This window comes from Martelella sp. AD-3, from assembly GCF_001578105.1.
In the GTDB taxonomy this organism is placed as follows: domain Bacteria; phylum Pseudomonadota; class Alphaproteobacteria; order Rhizobiales; family Rhizobiaceae; genus Martelella.
This window is the reverse complement of sequence record NZ_CP014275.1, coordinates 2,830,512-2,845,302: the sequence shown is the minus strand read 5'-3', so window position 1 is coordinate 2,845,302 and position 14,791 is coordinate 2,830,512. Positions and strand designations below refer to the sequence as shown.

Here is a 14,791-nt window from a genome sequence, read left to right as displayed (position 1 = left end):
TCTGGACTTGATCATTGTCATCGGCATCGGATGCTATTTGAGTATATATATGGCTACAATATCGTCTATACTCAATCGATCGTCAGATCGATCACGGAACCATGGCGCACATGCGAGATCGGCAGGTAGTGCGTCTGCGGTTCGCGCGGGCCGTCGGCGATCCGCTCCGTGATGATCCGCTCGAAGACGGCGAGTTTTTCGGCGTGACTGTTGCCGACGACATCGAAACGGCCGAGGTGTTCTGACTGGAAATCGATGCTGCCGAGCATGATGACGCTGAGGTCTCGTCCGGCATCGAGGCCGAGTTCGGAAAGCGCGCGCTCCAGAATGAAGCCCTCGACCACGCCCCAGACGATGAGCGCTGTAAAGGGGAGCCGCCCCCTGTCGTCTGCATGGCGTCCGATCGCCTTGGCGATGTCGTCGATCTGGTAGCTGCCGGGAAGGGCGTTGAGTTCGATCAGCCAGCGCTGGGAAGGATCGGGAAGCGCGCTGCCGAGCAGTTCGAACTCGCGCCGCGCCATGGCGATCTGGCGGGCGTGATGGGCGGACGTCAGGAACGCGATTTTCTCGTGACCGTCATTGCGCACTGCGCGGAAGGCGATCGACAGCGCCTCGCGCCAGTTGGTGCCGATCGCATCGACGTCGATGCCGGTTGCCGATACGCCGTCGATGACGATGTGGTCGGCCTGCCTGTGGAGCGCGGCCAGAAAGGCAACAGTCAGGATCTCGAAATTGACCTGGATGAGGCAGGTACGGAACCGGCCGATCCGTTCCAGCACATCGATTGCCTGGGCGTCGCCCGAAAAGCCGAGCTGCAGCACAGAGGAGCCGGAGGCCTTCAGCCGTGCCGCGACCTCCTGCAGGGTCACCCGCGCCAGCCGGCTGTCGGAGTTGCGGTAGAGAATCAGCAGGTCGGCGGCATAGTCGGCGCGCGCGGTCTCCACCGGATTTCCGGCAACGACGATGCCGGCGCCGGGGCGGGCTACGAGGCGCCCGTCTTCGAGGAACGGTTTCAGGGCCGTTTCGACAGTGCGCTGGGCGGTGCCGAATTCCCGCATCAGATACCGTATGGTCGGAAGGCGTTCGCCCGGTTCGGCGTTCGCGATCTTCCGCTCCGTCCATCGTTCGATCGCGGCGATGACCTGTCTTGTCCTGGTTTGCATCCGGGTATTATGAGTATAAAATAAACCCGAGGCAAGCGGGACGACCCGGCGTCATGGCCGGACGCTCTAACCTATTGAACTGCTGAATCGAAGCACGATGCGCTAGACGATCAGCGACAGCGCGAAGGCCGCCGCAGCGGCCAGCACCGCCAGCGTCAGTATGAGCCAAAAGCGGAGACGGTTGTAGTATGGCGTCGGCTGATAGCATTGCGAGCACGCTGATTGCCTGAAGCGGAGCTTGTGCCCACAATAGGTGCAATGAAAAAGTCTCATGAAACAATCTTTTTCTTGATAGTCGATTATTCTGGTCTTTAAATTTGCGAATTATCGAATACCCATACGCGAAGATCGTGCGAATATTCGGGCCGGCGACAGAAATACCAGTGAGAATCGCCGTAATCTGCGGCGCGCCCACGGCGCCGAAATAAAAATAATCTACGATTGGCCGTTTGTTTACGCAGGCTCCTTTTGCGGCGGCAAGAAAGGCAATCCCTCTTCGGCTGTGCATCCCGGTTGTTTTTGGTAAGATGAGACTTTCATAAGATGGTTGCGGTACCAGATCAAGTTTAATTTGCCGACCATTGGAAAATGAACGGTGTTTTTTTGGGATAATTAAACCAAAACGTGTATTTTTGATGACAGTCGCGCAAAAGGTAAATGCGCGGTCCGCACGCGCATATCAGGCTGTCCGCTCGCCCGGCAGGGTGACGGTCACCCGCAAGCCGCCTTCCGGACGGTTCTCAAGGGTGATGCCGCCGCCGTGGGCGATGACGGCGGCGCGGGCGATCGAGAGGCCGAGGCCGACCCCGCCCGTTTCGCGAGAGCGCGATGTCTCGAGCCGCACGAAGGGCTCGAACACCCGCTCCAGTTCACGGGCTTCAATGCCGGGACCCTCGTCATCAATCCGGATCACGACCGAACCGCCCTGCTTCCTTGCCGAGACCGCGGCGCGGCCGCCGTAACGCACGGCGTTCTCGATCAGGTTGCGCAGCGCGCGGCGCATGGAAAGCGGCCGGATCCTGAGTTCGGCATCGTCGATCTCGCCCGTCGTTACGGCCAGTCCCGTTTCGTCGAACTCCCTTGCAAGCCCGCCGATCAGACCCGCAAGGCTGACCGTTTCGACGGGCTCGTTCGTCGCCATGCCGCGCGAGAAGGCGAGCGTGGCCTCCACCATCTCCCGCATTTCCTCGATCGTGGCGATCATGCGCTCGCGGGTCTCCTCTTCCTCCACCATTTCCGCGCGGACCCGCAGCGCCGTCAGCGGCGAGCGCAGATCGTGGCCGAGCGCGCCGAGCAGTTGCGTGCGCTCGCGCACAAAGCGGTCGAGGCGCGCCTGCATATCGTTGAAGGAGAGGGCCAGACGGCGCATTTCCTCGGGCCCGGCGGCGGCGATCGGCTCGACGTCCTCACCCCGGCCCAGCCGGTCGGCGGCGCCGGCAAGCGAGCGGAGCGGCCCCGTCAGCCTTGCAAGGGCGAACCACAGGACAATCGCCAGAAGCCCCGCCGTCAGCGCAAAGGGCAGCGCCTCCGACCACACCCACTGATAGGGCGGGTCGCGAAAGCGGGAGGTGACATTGAGCCAGCTTCCGTCAGCAAGCGCTATCGAAAGATCGAGCGCCGTCGTGCTCACCGGCGGCTGGCCGGGCGGGGCGCGCATCTGGCCCATGCCATGCATCTGGCCCGCGCCGGGGCCGGCGCGCGGCGGCGGGCGCGGCTGGTCGGTGTGCAGATCGACGCGGACGGCGCGCGGATCGTCGGTAGCAAGGACGGCGCGGATGCGCCGCTCGATCCAGTTCGGCGCATTGCCGGTCTCGCCCGTGACCAGCGGCGTCGGGCCGATGGCGAAACGCACCAGCGAGGAGCTTGCCGCCTGGAGGATTTCTGATCTCAGATCCGGCGGCGCATCTTCGAGCAGGCGCGCCGTGCTGCCGGCCCGGTCCGCCGCCTCGATGGCCAGCGCCGAGCGCACGGCGAGCGCGCGCTGGTCAACGAAAAGCCAGAGCGTCAGCGCTTGGGCGATCGCCAGCGCCACGACGATGAGCGCGATGATCTGGCCGCGCAGGGTGCGGGGGAGCAGGCCTCTCACGAGACATGCTCCACATCGCAGGCAAGCGAGTAGCCGCCGCCGCGCACCGTGACGATGATCTCGGGGCTCGCCGGATCCGGTTCGATCTTGCGGCGCAGGCGGCTGATCTGGTTGTCGATGGTGCGGTCGAACACATGGGCGCTGCGGCCGGAAGTGGCGTCAAGAAGCTGCTCGCGGCTCAGGACGAAGCGCGGACGCGCGAGAAGCACGGTCAGGAGCCGGAAATCGGCCGTCGTCAGCGCCTCCTCGCGGCCGTCATCGGCGGTCAGGCGGCGCGTGTCCGTGTCGAGCGTCCAGCCGGCGAAGCGCAGAATTTCGCCGGCCGGCGCGCCGGGTATTTTCGGCTGGCGCTCCGCGCGCCGCAAGATGGCGCGGATGCGCGCCAGAAGCTCGCGCGGGTTGAAGGGTTTCGGCAGATAGTCATCCGCCCCGACCTCCAGGCCGATGATCCGGTCGGTCTCCTCGCCGAGCGCGGTCAGCATCAGGATCGGTACGCTGCCCTCCGCGCTGAGACGCCGGCAGACGGAAATGCCGTCCTCGCCGGGCATCATCACGTCAAGCACGATCAGGTCGAAACAGCCGCCGCGCAGCTTTTCGTCCATTTCCTGTGCATCGCGCACGGCGGTTGCCCGGTAGCCGTTCTTCTGCAGGTAGGTCTGCACGGCATCGCGGATGTCCCTGTGATCGTCAACGATCAGGATGTGCGGTTCGTTGTTCATGATCTCACCATAGCCCAGCCGGGCGACCGGTTGCGCAAAACTGTGTCACGTTTTGTATCAGGCGGCGGGCCCTGCGACCAATGGATACAACAAAGCGTGATTACGGCATCGTGCTGCGACAGAGACGCGTCAGATTGGCGACATCGACAGATCGAAAGGAGCGATGTCATGAAACGCAGAACACTCTTCGCAGCAGGACTGGTTGCAGCACTCATCGGCGGCGCTGCCGTTCCCGCACTCGCGGCAGGGCCCGACGACAGCTGGGGCGGCCGCGGCCAGGGGCCCCGGCAGATGATGACCGATTGCAACGGCCCGCAGGGCGCAGCAAGAGGCCCCGGCGGCCGTCAGGGCATGATGCAGCGCGGCTATGACCAGAACGGCTTCGCCCAGGACAACAGGGGCTCCGGCCGGATGGCGATGCGCGGCAATGACGACGGCGCCTATGGCCGCGGCATGATGCAGGGGCAGCGCGGCGGTCCGCAGGCCGATTTCGGGCCCGGCGGCATGCGCGGTCCCGGCACGGGGCCCGGCAATGGCCCGCGCGGCGCAGGCCAGGCGGGCGGCCCGCAGATGATGGGCGACCTCGGCCAGTACGACAAGAATGGCGACGGCTATCTTTCGCTGGACGAGTTCGAGGCCTTCCAGGTCGAGGTCGGACGTCCGATGTTCGCGCGTCACTTCCAGTATCTCGACAGCGACGGTGACGGCAAGGTCGCGGTTTCGCAACTGCCGGTTCCCGGCGCCGGTCCGCAGCAGCCCTTCGCGCAAGGGGCGGCCGGCAACCAGGGCCAGCAGCCGCCGATGCCGCGCGGCGCGGGCAACCCGAACAACTGAGCCCTTCGACAGACGGTGTGCGCCGTGCTGGAACCGTCGCCCTTCGGGGCGGCGGTTGTCTCGTTTTGTCCTTGGGCGGGCGAATAAGCCGCCGGCCTTCACGTCAGAGGTCGGACTTGCTGATCAGCGCCGAAAGCTTGTCGGCGGCCGTATTCAGGCGGTCGACATTGTTGATCGCCTCGTCCAGCGAAAGCCGCTGCAGCGGCGCATGGAATGAAAGCGCGGAGACAAGCCGGCCGAAACTGTCGCGGATCGGCACGGCGACGGCGATCATGCCGTCCATGAATTCCTCGTTGTCCGTCGCATAGCCCCGCTCGCGCACGCGATCGAGCTCGGCGACGAGATCGCCGGCCGAGGTGATCGTGTTTGCCGCGCGCGGCGAAAGCGCCGTCGCGCGCAGATAGTTTTCCAGATGCTTGCGCTCGAGCGAACTCAGATACATCTTGCCGCTCGCCGTGCAGTAAAACGGCACGCGCGAGCCGACCGGAAGCTGGATGCGGAGCGGCCATTTGGTTTCGACGCGTTCCAGATAAATCATCGCGTCGAGATCCGGCAGCGAGATGTTGCAGGTCTCGTTGATCGCCTCGGCAAGCTCGGAGAGGATCGCCACGCGCGCGGTCCTGATCCTGAGCGAGGACAGAATGCCCGCCGACATGACCCGCAGCCTGCGCCCGGGGCAATAGCCGCGCCCGTCGATCTCGCGCTGGATGAAGCCCTCGGCCTCAAGCGTGGCGAACAGCCTGTGGATCGTCGGCTTCGGCAGGCCAAGCGTCTGGTTCACCTCGGTCGGCGTGACGGGCGATCCGGCTTCCGCTAGTGCTTCGAGCACCAGCAGAAGACGGAGGTTTGTCGGTATCTGTCCGTCCCTGGCTTGATCGTCCAATATCGTCTCTCAAACGCGTTTCATCTCATCTGGCGAAATGCCGGCTTATCGCTGCGGGATTAGCATTGTCGAGAGCGACGGGACAAGCGCGACGAGGACCCACACCGCAATCAGCGCGACGATATAGGGGTAGATATAGCGCAGTATGCGGAAATAGGACACGCCGGTCACGCCCGAGGCGACATAAAGATTGAGGCCGTAGGGCGGGGTAATGAAGCCGATCGAGGCGCCGATCAGGAAGACCACGGCGAACTGGATCGGATCAACGCCGATGGAGGCGGCAATCGGCGCCAGGATCGGCGCCATGATGATCGTCGTCGGCAGGCTCTCCAGCACCATGCCGGTGATGAACACCAGCGCCATGGCGGTGAAGAGAACCGGGTAATAGCCGCCCATGGAGCGGACGAAATCGCCAATCGCCTGTTCGGCGCCCAGAACCGAGAGGATCTGCTGCATGACGACGGAGATCGCGATCAGCGGCGCCAGAATGCCGGTGATTTGGGCCGAGCGCAGGGTGATCGACGGGATGTCGATCGGCGTGAAGCCGCGCACCACCAGCATTTCCGCGTAGCCGCGCTCGTTCGGGGGACGGTCTTCGGAAGGCGAGCCCATCATCCGGTGCAACGGCAGCGACAGGAAACCGACAAGCACGCAGAAGCCGACGGTAACGGCAGCCGCCTCGGTCGGCGAGAATTTTCCGGTGTAGATGCCCCAGAGCACGATGCCGATGGCGAAGAAGCCAAGCCAGGAACCGATGCCGGTCTTCAGGATGCGGGACGGCTCCAGCGCGATGATGTGGCCCCAGCCGTTCTTCCGGCAGATCAGCCAGCAGAAAAACATCATCGAAAGCCCCATCAGAAGGCCCGGAATGATGCCGGCGACGAAAAGGTCGGAGATCGGCAGGTTCATCAGGAAGCCGTAGACGATGAAGATGATCGATGGCGGGATGATGATGCCGAGCGTGCCGCCGGCCGCAGCCGTTGCCGCCGAAAAGCGCTCGTCATAGCCGCCCTTCTTCATTTCCGGATGCAGCATGGCGCCGATCGTGGCCGTGGTGGCCGAATTCGAGCCCGAGATCGCAGCAAACAGGCCGCAGGCGCCGATCGCCGCCATGGCAAGGCCGCCGCGCAGCCAGCCGAGGCAAGAATAGGCGAAGTCGGACATGCGCCGGGCGATGCCGGACTGGTTGATCAGGTCGCCGGTGAGGATGAACAGCGGCATGGCCAGAAGCGCGAAGCCGTCGGTGAAGACATCCGAGAGCGCGGAGCCCAGATTGTCGAGCGGCAGGCCGAGCATCATGCTCATGCCGATCACCCAAAGGCCGATGACGAGGAGCACGGGAACGCCGATGAGAAAGAAGCCGGTGGCGCCGAGCGAGATCAAGGTAACCAGAAGAGAGTCTGACATGGGGCCTCCTCAATCGCCGAATTGCGCCGACGCGGAGATGAGGTCGGCGCCGTTTCTGTATTTGCGATAGTCGATCGCAAGGTTCTCGATCGCCCGTCCGGCAATCAGGATGAAGCTGATGGGCACGGAGATGAGCAGCCACCATTGCATGACATTGTCGGTGCCGAGCAGGATCTGGAAATTGGCCGCCGAGTTGAATACGACGCGCGTCGAGGTGACGACGACGACCCAGGAGAAGGCGAGCCAGAGCATGGCGTCGATGACGAGGCAGGCGAACTGGGCGTTGCGCGGCATCATCGAGCGGAACTCCGCGAAGCTCAGGTGATTGCGGAATTTGAGATTGTAGGCGCAGCCTGCCCAGCTCATGATCAGGAACAGGAAGGGCGGCAGCGTCGTCGACCAGGGCGCCTGCACCGAAAAGACGAAGCGGCGGATCACCTCGACGCCGATGATCGCGGCGATCAGCAGATAGGACCAGATCATCACCGATTTTTCGAAATGGTTTTCGAGCGCGGGAAAGCGCGCGTAAAGAATGGCGACCAAGAGGCCGCCGAGAAGCGTGACGACAAGGCCCACCAGCCAGGCGCCATTCGTGCCCAGGGCCTCGCTTATCGTCCAGGAATCCCAGCTCGGAATTGCCGCGATAATCGACCAGGCTTCGTTCAGCAACGTCACCAACCTCATCTCCTCCCAAAGAATGTCCTCGCCGACCTTGCTTACCGAAGGGGCAGGCGGCGGCAGTCGCAAACAGCCGGCATCCCTCCCGAATGCCGGCTGTTTTCATGTCATGGCCGATCAGCGATCAGCTTTTCCACCAGCGGCGGGGCTCGACATTTTCAGGCTTCATGTCGGCCGGCACTTCGCGCGCGATGGCGCTGATTTCCGCATAGGTGTCGATGCCGCCGGCCCAGTTGTTGAGCCGTTCGCGCCACTGTGCCCAGGGCTCGGGATTGTATTCCGGCGAGCACATCTCCTCCGCCATCTTGATCTGGTCGTCGGCCAGGAAGGCCGGACGCACATTATATTCGTCAAAGATGGTGCCGGGCAGCTGCGGATCGGAGAAGCCGACGGTCTTGACCAGGGCTGCCTCATTTGCCGCCTGGATCTGCACCTGCGTCAGATAGGACGATTCCATCACCGCGTCCTGCACGTCCGGCTCGAAACTGTCGAACACCTTGGATGACATGGAGGTATGCTCCGTGCCGCAGAAGAATTTGAGGTCGACGGACTGCGAGACCACCGGCGACATGTTGGCGTAGGCCACGGCCGAAGCCCAGGTTTCCGCGCCGTCGATCAGGCCTTGCTTCAGGCCGTCGAGCGTTTCTTCCCAGGCGATCGGAACCGGATTGAGGTTCAGAAGCTGCATGGCGATGCGGCCGAGCTGGGTGCCGGTGACGCGGTTCTTGGTGCCGAAAAGCTCCTCCAGTTTCGTCACCGTCGGCTTGTCCTGATATTTGAGGCCAAGCTGGATGCCGCGCAGTTCGCAATGCGAGAACAGGAATTTCAGCCCGTGGCGCTTTTCCAGCGGGTCGCGCAGGATGCGCTGGGAACCGGGGCTGTAAAGGAAGTGATACTGCGAGGCCCGGCCCGGGAACATGTAGGCATAGTCCAGCACGTTCAGATAGGGCGCGCCGCCGGCCGAGTTCTGGGTCGAGGCGGCATAGATGTCGATAATGCCGAGCTGGGTCTTCTCAACGCAGTTCAGCTGTCCGCAGATCTGGTTGTCGCCGATGAATTCGACGCGCACGAGACCGTCGGTGCGCTCCTCGAGGTCGCGGGCAAATTCCAGGCAGCCGGCGCGCTCGATCATGAGGTTGCGCGCGTTGAAACCCGATGCGCCGTATTTCAGCGTGTATTTCGGCTCCTTGGAAAAACGCTTCTCATAGGTTGACTCGACCGCCTGTGCCAGGCGCGGCAGCGTGACTGCGCCTGCCATCGCGCTTGCTGCCAGAAGCGTCGAGCTCAATCCGAATTTCCCTGAAAGCTTGAAAAGATCGCGCCGCGAAATGCCGCGGAGTTTCTCATTCAGTCCCGTCATTTCTTCCCTCCCTCTGAAAAAATGAGACTTGCAGTATCGATTTCAATCATATATCGACTCTTCTTGCAAGGAGATTTCGTTGCATTTTGTCAATTCGGGGCTTGAGGGGGGCTCATGGAGCGGCTGGAAGCGGATTATGTGATTGTCGGCGCGGGCTCGGCTGGCTGTGTGATCGCCAACAGGCTGAGCGCCGATCCGAATGTGCGCGTCGTGCTGCTGGAGGCCGGGCCTTCGGACTGGAACCCGTGGATCCACATTCCCGTCGGCTATTTCCGCATGATGCACAATCCGTCCGTCGACTGGTGCTACAGGACCGAGCCGGATCCGGGCCTCAACGGCCGTTCGCTCGACTGGCCGCGCGGCAGGGTGCTCGGCGGTTCGTCCTCGCTCAACGGCCTGCTTTATGTGCGCGGCCAGCAGGAGGACTATGACCGCTGGGCGCAAATGGGGAACGCCGGTTGGAGCTGGGAAGACGTTCTGCCGCTGTTCAAGCGCTCGGAAAACCAGGAGCGCGGCGCGGACGACTATCACGGCGCGGAAGGCGAGCTTTCCGTGTCCAACATGCGCCTGCAGCGCCCGATCTGCGATGCCTGGGTGGCCGCTGCCACGGCAGAAGGCTATCCGTTCAATCCGGATTATAACGGCGCCACGCAGGAAGGCGTCGGCTATTTCCAGTTGACGGCCCGCAAGGGGCGGCGCTGCTCGTCGGCCGTTGCCTTTCTGAAGCCGGCAAGGAAGCGGTCGAACCTCACGGTCGTCACCGGCGCGCTGGTCGAAAAGGTGGTGATCGAAAACGGCAGGGCCACGGGCGTGCGCTATCTTTCGGGCGGCAGGAGCGAGGCGCAGGTTACGGCGCGGCGCGAGGTGATCCTTTCGTCCGGCGCAGTCAATTCGCCGCAACTCCTGATGCTCTCCGGCATCGGCGATGCCGAACAACTGAAGAAGAACGGCATCGAGGTCGTTTGCCATTCGCCGGATGTCGGTCGCAATCTTCAGGACCATCTTCAGGCCCGCCTCGTGTTCAAATGCAACGAGCCGACGCTGAACGACGAGGTGCGTTCGATCTTCAACCAGGCGCGCATCGCGCTCAAATATGCGCTTTTCCGCGCAGGCCCGATGACCATGGCGGCAAGCCTTGCCACGGGCTTCCTGCGCACCGGCGACCATGTGGAAACGCCCGACATCCAGTTTCACGTCCAGCCCTGGTCGGCCGACAGTCCGGGCGAGGGGGTTCATCCCTTTTCCGCCTTCACCATGTCGGTCTGCCAGTTAAGGCCGGAAAGCCGGGGCAAGATCGTGCTGAACGGCCCGGACCCGCGCACCTATCCGAAGATTTTTCCCCATTATCTGTCCACCGAGACGGACCGCCGCACCGTCGTTGAAGGCGTGCGCATTGCGCGCCGCATCGCCCGCCAGGTGCCGCTCAACTCGAAGATTTCCGAGGAATTCAGGCCATCAAGCGACCTGGCGATCGATGACTACGAGGGCACGCTCGCCTGGGCGCGCGACTATTCGACAACGATCTATCATCCGACCGGCACCTGCCGCATGGGCCAGGACGAGCGCGCCGTGGTGGACGAGCGTCTTCGGGTTCGCGGCGTTGACGGCCTGCGCGTCGCCGATTGCTCGATCATGCCGGAAATCGTCTCCGGCAACACCAATGCGCCGGCAATCATGATCGGCGAGAAACTGAGCGATCTCGTGCGCGAAGACGCGCGGCGCACCGCCTGAAAGGCGACCGACAACACGATTTCGAAAATTCGGAGAGGAGAAACCCAATGAAAATGACTACCGAGGAAGCCTTCGTCAAAGTCCTGCAGATGCACGGCATCCAGCATGCCTTCGGCATTATCGGCTCGGCGATGATGCCGATTTCGGACCTGTTTCCGCGCGCCGGCATCACGTTCTGGGACTGCGCCCATGAGTGCAATGCCGGGATGATGGCTGACGGCTATTCCCGCGCCACCGGGCGCATGTCGATGGTTGTGGCCCAGAACGGCCCCGGCATCACCTCGCTGGTGACCCCGGTGAAGACGGCCTACTGGAACCATACGCCGCTTCTGGTCGTCACCCCGCAGGCCGCCAACAAGACAATGGGGCAGGGCGGCTTCCAGGAAGTCGAGCAGATGGCGCTGTTCAAGGATATGGTCGCCTATCAGGAAGAGGTGCGCGACCCGACCCGCATCGCCGAAGTGCTGAACCGCGTGATCCTGAAGGCCAAGCGCGCCTGCGGTCCGGCGCAGATCAACGTGCCGCGCGATTTCTGGACACAGGTGATCGATATCGAACTGCCGGCGATCGTCGAATTCGAGCGTCCCGCCGGCGGCGAGGAAGCGGTTGATCGCGCGGCCGAGCTTCTCAGCAAGGCGAAATTTCCGGTCATTCTCAATGGCGCAGGCGTCGTTCTCGGCGGCGCGATCGAAGCCTCGAAGGCGCTTGCCGAACGGCTCGATGCACCGGTCTGCGTCGGCTACCAGCATAATGACGCCTTTCCGGGTTCGCATCCGCTGTTTGCCGGGCCGCTCGGCTATAACGGCTCCAAGGCGGCGATGGAACTGATCGCCAAGGCGGATGTGGTGCTGGCGCTCGGCACCCGCCTCAATCCGTTCTCGACGCTGCCGGGCTATGGCATTGATTACTGGCCGAAGGATGCGGCGATCATCCAGGTCGACATCAATCCCGACCGCATCGGGCTCACCAAGAAGGTGACCGTCGGCATTGTCGGCGACAGCAGGAAGGTTGCGACCGGCATTCTCGACCGGCTCTCCGGCACGGCGGGCAATGCCGGCCGCGATGAACGCAAGGCGCTGATCGCCAAGACCAAGTCCGCCTGGGCGCAGGAGCTGACCTCGCTCGATCACGAGGAAGATGATCCCGGCACCACCTGGAACGAGCGTGCCCGCGACCGCGAACCGGAACGCATGAGCCCGCGCATGGCCTGGCGCGCCATCCAGAAGGCAATGCCGAAGGATGCGATCATCACCTCGGATATCGGCAATAACTGCGCCATCGGTAATGCCTATCCGACTTTCGAGGCGGGCCGCAAATATCTTGCTCCCGGCCTCTTCGGCCCCTGCGGCTACGGCTTCCCGGCCATCACCGGGGCCAAGATCGGCCAGCCCAATACGCCGGTGATCGGCTTTGCCGGCGACGGCGCCTTCGGCATCTCCATGAACGAGATGGTCTCGCTGAAGCGCGAGCACTGGCCGGCGATCACCATGGTGATCTTCCGCAACTATCAGTGGGGCGCGGAAAAGCGCAACACGACGCTCTGGTTCGATGACAATTTCGTCGGGACCGAACTCTCGCTTGACGTGCGCTATGCCGAAATCGCCAGGGCCTGCGGTGTCGAGGGCGTTCAGGTTACGACGATGGAGGCGCTTTCGGCCGAGCTCGACAAGGCGATCGAGCGGCAGATGAAGGAGAAGAAGACCACCTTCATCGAGGTCGTGCTCAACCAGGAACTCGGCGAGCCCTTCCGTCGCGACGCGATGAAGAAGCCGGTCTCGGTGGCCGGCATCGACCCCGCCGACATGCGCGCCGACGCCTGAGATCAGACGTTGGGAGGGCCGGTCTCCGGCCCTTCCTGAATCTTCCGGGGGAGGGAAGAGCATGGCCGATGATGGCCCGGCTGCCGGCACGCTCACTCGTGTCCGCAGGTTTTTCGATATCAACAAATACGGGCTGCTGGTCTGCGCGCTGATTGCGACCGCAGCACAGTTCCTCGCGGAACATTACGGCGCGCCGGCCATGCTGATGGCGCTTCTGATCGGCATCGCCTTTCACTTTCTCACCGAGGATCAGCGCATGGCGGCCGGCATTGATCTGACGGCGAAGAAGGTGCTGCGCTTCGGCGTCGCCATCTTGGGCGCGCGCATCAGCGCCGACATGCTGATCGGGCTCGGCTGGCAGATGGTCCTGCTTCTGGTTCTGGCGGTGGCCGGCACCATCCTTTTCGGAGTCGCGGTGGCGCGACTGATGGGCAGAAGCTGGCATTTCGGCGCGCTTTCCGGCGGCTCGGTGGCAATCTGCGGCGCCTCTGCCGCCATGGCGATTGCCGCGGTCCTGCCCAAGGACGAGGATTCGGAGCGCAATCTGATCTTCGTCGTCATGGGGGTCACGATCCTGAGCACGATCGCGATGATCTTCTATCCGATCCTGACGAGCATGCTCGCCTTCACCGATCTTCAGTCGGGCACCTTTCTCGGCGGCACGATCCACGATGTCGCGCAGGTCGTCGGCGCCGGATTTTCCGTCTCGGTTCCCGCCGGCGAGATGGCGACGCTGGTGAAGCTGATCCGGGTGACGATGCTGGCGCCGGTCATTCTCGTGCTCTCGCTCGTCATCCGCAAACAGATGTCGGGAGACGTGTCGGAGGCGGGCCGTCCGCCGCTTCTGCCCCTCTTCGTGATCGCCTTTCTGGTGCTGGCGGCGGCGAATACGTTCGGGCTCGTGCCCGAAGCGCTCGGTCGCCTGCTTGCCGAGATTTCCCGCTGGGCGCTGCTCTTCGCCGTCGCGGCGGTGGGCATGAAGACCTCGCTCAAAAGCATGCTGCAGGTCGGCGGTCAGGCCATCCTGCTCATCGTTCTGGAAACCCTGTTCATCGGCGCGATCGTGCTGGTGGGCACAATCGTAATCGTGAGGTGAACGCATGAAACCGCTTGAAAAGATCATGGCCGCGGCAAAGCGGCTCGACAAGAAGATCGTGCTTCCCGAAGCCGACGATCCGCGCATTCTGGAGGCGGCCTGCAAGGCGGTCGAGAGGGGGCTTGCGCGGATTGCTCTTGTCGGCAACCGCGAGAAGATCGCCGCGCGCTGTCAACAGCTGGGCCTCACGCTGCCGGCGGCGATCGAGACCGAGGACCCGCAGAATTCCCCGCTTCTGTCCGAACTGATCGCGCTCTATTTCAGGCTGCGCAAGCACAAGGGCATTACCGAGGAGGATGCGGCGCGGATCGCGCGCGAACCGCATGTGTTCGCCGCGCTGATGGTCAAGGCCGGCCATGCCGATGGCACGGTCGGCGGCGCCCATCATGCGACGGCTGACATGGTGCGCACGGCAATCCAGGTGATCGGACCTGCGCCCGGCACGCGTCTGGTCTCCAGCTTTTTCCTGATGCTGATGGAGGCGGAGCACCACCCGAAGAAGGGCGCCTTCATCTTCTGCGACCCCGCCCTCGTGATCGACCCCAACCCGGGCGAGCTGAGCAAGATCGCGATCGCGGCCGCCCATTCCTTCGATGTGTTGACCGGGGAGACGCCGAAGATCGCGATGCTCTCCTTTGCAACGCGGGGCAGCGCTTCGCATCCTTCCGTCGAGAAAGTCGAGGCGGCCGTCAAGCTCCTGAAGCTCAACCGTCCCGATCTCCTGGTCGACGGGCCGATCCAGTTTGACGCTGCCTTCGTGCCGGAGATCGCCAGCGCCAAGGGCGCGGGCGAACCGCTCGGCGGCGATGCCAACATCTTCATCTTTCCCAATCTCGAAGCCGGCAATATCGGCTACAAGATCGCCGAGCGGATCGGCGGCGCCACTGCCGTCGGCCCGGTGCTTCAGGGGCTGGCGAAGCCCGCGAACGATCTTTCGCGCGGCTGCTCGGCCGAGGATGTGCTGGACATGATCGCGGTGACGGCCTGCCAGGTGGACGCGCATCTATGAGGATG

13 protein-coding genes are annotated in these 14,791 nt (G+C 63.4%); 5 read left to right on the top strand and 8 right to left on the bottom strand.

Annotated features, from left to right (window positions below; all coding sequences use genetic code 11):
• Positions 1-71: 71 nt before the first annotated feature.
• The 4 genes from AZF01_RS13275 to AZF01_RS13265 all read right to left on the bottom strand — a co-directional run bounded on the left by AZF01_RS13275 (position 72) and on the right by AZF01_RS13265 (position 3,968).
• Positions 72-1,163 carry a GntR family transcriptional regulator gene (locus tag AZF01_RS13275; protein ID WP_024708172.1) on the bottom strand — a complete coding sequence of 364 codons (1,092 nt, stop codon included), beginning with the start codon at positions 1,161-1,163 and terminating at the stop codon, positions 72-74.
• Positions 1,164-1,265: 102 nt separating this feature from the next.
• Positions 1,266-1,436 carry a hypothetical protein gene (locus AZF01_RS24050; protein ID WP_156484736.1) on the bottom strand — a complete coding sequence of 57 codons (171 nt, stop codon included), beginning with the start codon at positions 1,434-1,436 and terminating at the stop codon, positions 1,266-1,268.
• Between the two features lie 406 nt (positions 1,437-1,842).
• A complete protein-coding gene (locus tag AZF01_RS13270) occupies positions 1,843-3,249 on the bottom strand; it encodes an ATP-binding protein (protein WP_024708173.1) in 1,407 nt (468 codons plus the stop codon).
• Positions 3,246-3,968: a response regulator gene (locus tag AZF01_RS13265; RefSeq protein ID WP_024708174.1), complete on the bottom strand. Its 723-nt coding sequence runs from the start codon at positions 3,966-3,968 to the stop codon at positions 3,246-3,248. Before AZF01_RS13265 ends, AZF01_RS13270 begins: the two co-directional genes overlap by 4 nt.
• Positions 3,969-4,136: 168 nt before the next feature.
• Here AZF01_RS13265 and AZF01_RS13260 point away from each other — a divergent pair, with 168 nt between their 5' ends.
• Positions 4,137-4,802, top strand: a complete 666-nt coding sequence (locus AZF01_RS13260; protein WP_024708175.1) for an EF-hand domain-containing protein — start codon at positions 4,137-4,139, stop codon at positions 4,800-4,802.
• A gap of 103 nt (positions 4,803-4,905) precedes the next feature.
• Here the strand turns inward: AZF01_RS13260 and AZF01_RS13255 are convergent, their stop codons facing one another.
• The 4 genes from AZF01_RS13255 to AZF01_RS13240 form a co-directional block, all read right to left on the bottom strand.
• The gene (locus AZF01_RS13255; RefSeq protein WP_024708176.1) at positions 4,906-5,685 is read right to left on the bottom strand and encodes an IclR family transcriptional regulator; all 780 of its coding nucleotides are present in this window, start codon (positions 5,683-5,685) and stop codon (positions 4,906-4,908) included.
• A 45-nt stretch (positions 5,686-5,730) separates the two neighbouring features.
• Positions 5,731-7,092 carry a TRAP transporter large permease gene (locus tag AZF01_RS13250; RefSeq protein ID WP_024708177.1) on the bottom strand — a complete coding sequence of 454 codons (1,362 nt, stop codon included), beginning with the start codon at positions 7,090-7,092 and terminating at the stop codon, positions 5,731-5,733.
• Between the two features lie 9 nt (positions 7,093-7,101).
• Entirely contained in the window at positions 7,102-7,776 is a 675-nt protein-coding gene (locus AZF01_RS13245; protein ID WP_051424070.1) for a TRAP transporter small permease, read from the bottom strand.
• A gap of 118 nt (positions 7,777-7,894) precedes the next feature.
• Positions 7,895-9,130, bottom strand: a complete 1,236-nt coding sequence (locus AZF01_RS13240; RefSeq protein WP_024708179.1) for a TRAP transporter substrate-binding protein — start codon at positions 9,128-9,130, stop codon at positions 7,895-7,897.
• A gap of 114 nt (positions 9,131-9,244) precedes the next feature.
• On the opposite strand from AZF01_RS13240, the gene AZF01_RS13235 reads away from it, so the two are divergent.
• The 4 genes from AZF01_RS13235 (at position 9,245) to pta (ending at position 14,786) form a co-directional block, all read left to right on the top strand.
• On the top strand, positions 9,245-10,861 hold the full coding sequence (locus tag AZF01_RS13235) for a GMC family oxidoreductase (protein WP_024708180.1): 1,617 nt from the start codon (positions 9,245-9,247) through the stop codon (positions 10,859-10,861).
• A 47-nt stretch (positions 10,862-10,908) separates the two neighbouring features.
• Positions 10,909-12,681: a sulfoacetaldehyde acetyltransferase gene (gene xsc / locus AZF01_RS13230; RefSeq protein ID WP_024708181.1), complete on the top strand. Its 1,773-nt coding sequence runs from the start codon at positions 10,909-10,911 to the stop codon at positions 12,679-12,681.
• 61 nt (positions 12,682-12,742) lie between these two features.
• Positions 12,743-13,777 carry a YeiH family protein gene (locus AZF01_RS13225; RefSeq protein ID WP_024708182.1) on the top strand — a complete coding sequence of 345 codons (1,035 nt, stop codon included), beginning with the start codon at positions 12,743-12,745 and terminating at the stop codon, positions 13,775-13,777.
• A 4-nt stretch (positions 13,778-13,781) separates the two neighbouring features.
• Entirely contained in the window at positions 13,782-14,786 is a 1,005-nt protein-coding gene (gene pta / locus AZF01_RS13220) for a phosphate acetyltransferase (RefSeq protein ID WP_024708183.1), read from the top strand.
• Positions 14,787-14,791 lie beyond the last annotated feature (5 nt).

Bases quoted from the DNA above. Each gene is read 5' to 3' on its own strand.
- AZF01_RS13265 (WP_024708174.1), bottom strand. From the start codon at position 3,968: ATGAACAACGAACCGCACATCCTGATCGTTGACGATCACAGGGACATC.
- AZF01_RS24050 (WP_156484736.1), bottom strand. From the start codon at position 1,436: ATGAGACTTTTTCATTGCACCTATTGTGGGCACAAGCTCCGCTTCAGG.
- AZF01_RS13235 (WP_024708180.1), top strand. From the start codon at position 9,245: ATGGAGCGGCTGGAAGCGGATTATGTGATTGTCGGCGCGGGCTCGGCT.
- AZF01_RS13260 (WP_024708175.1), top strand. From the start codon at position 4,137: ATGAAACGCAGAACACTCTTCGCAGCAGGACTGGTTGCAGCACTCATC.
- AZF01_RS13275 (WP_024708172.1), bottom strand. From the start codon at position 1,163: ATGCAAACCAGGACAAGACAGGTCATCGCCGCGATCGAACGATGGACG.
- AZF01_RS13250 (WP_024708177.1), bottom strand. From the start codon at position 7,092: ATGTCAGACTCTCTTCTGGTTACCTTGATCTCGCTCGGCGCCACCGGC.
- AZF01_RS13225 (WP_024708182.1), top strand. From the start codon at position 12,743: ATGGCCGATGATGGCCCGGCTGCCGGCACGCTCACTCGTGTCCGCAGG.
- pta (WP_024708183.1), top strand. From the start codon at position 13,782: ATGAAACCGCTTGAAAAGATCATGGCCGCGGCAAAGCGGCTCGACAAG.
- AZF01_RS13245 (WP_051424070.1), bottom strand. From the start codon at position 7,776: ATGAGGTTGGTGACGTTGCTGAACGAAGCCTGGTCGATTATCGCGGCA.
- xsc (WP_024708181.1), top strand. From the start codon at position 10,909: ATGAAAATGACTACCGAGGAAGCCTTCGTCAAAGTCCTGCAGATGCAC.
- AZF01_RS13240 (WP_024708179.1), bottom strand. From the start codon at position 9,130: ATGACGGGACTGAATGAGAAACTCCGCGGCATTTCGCGGCGCGATCTT.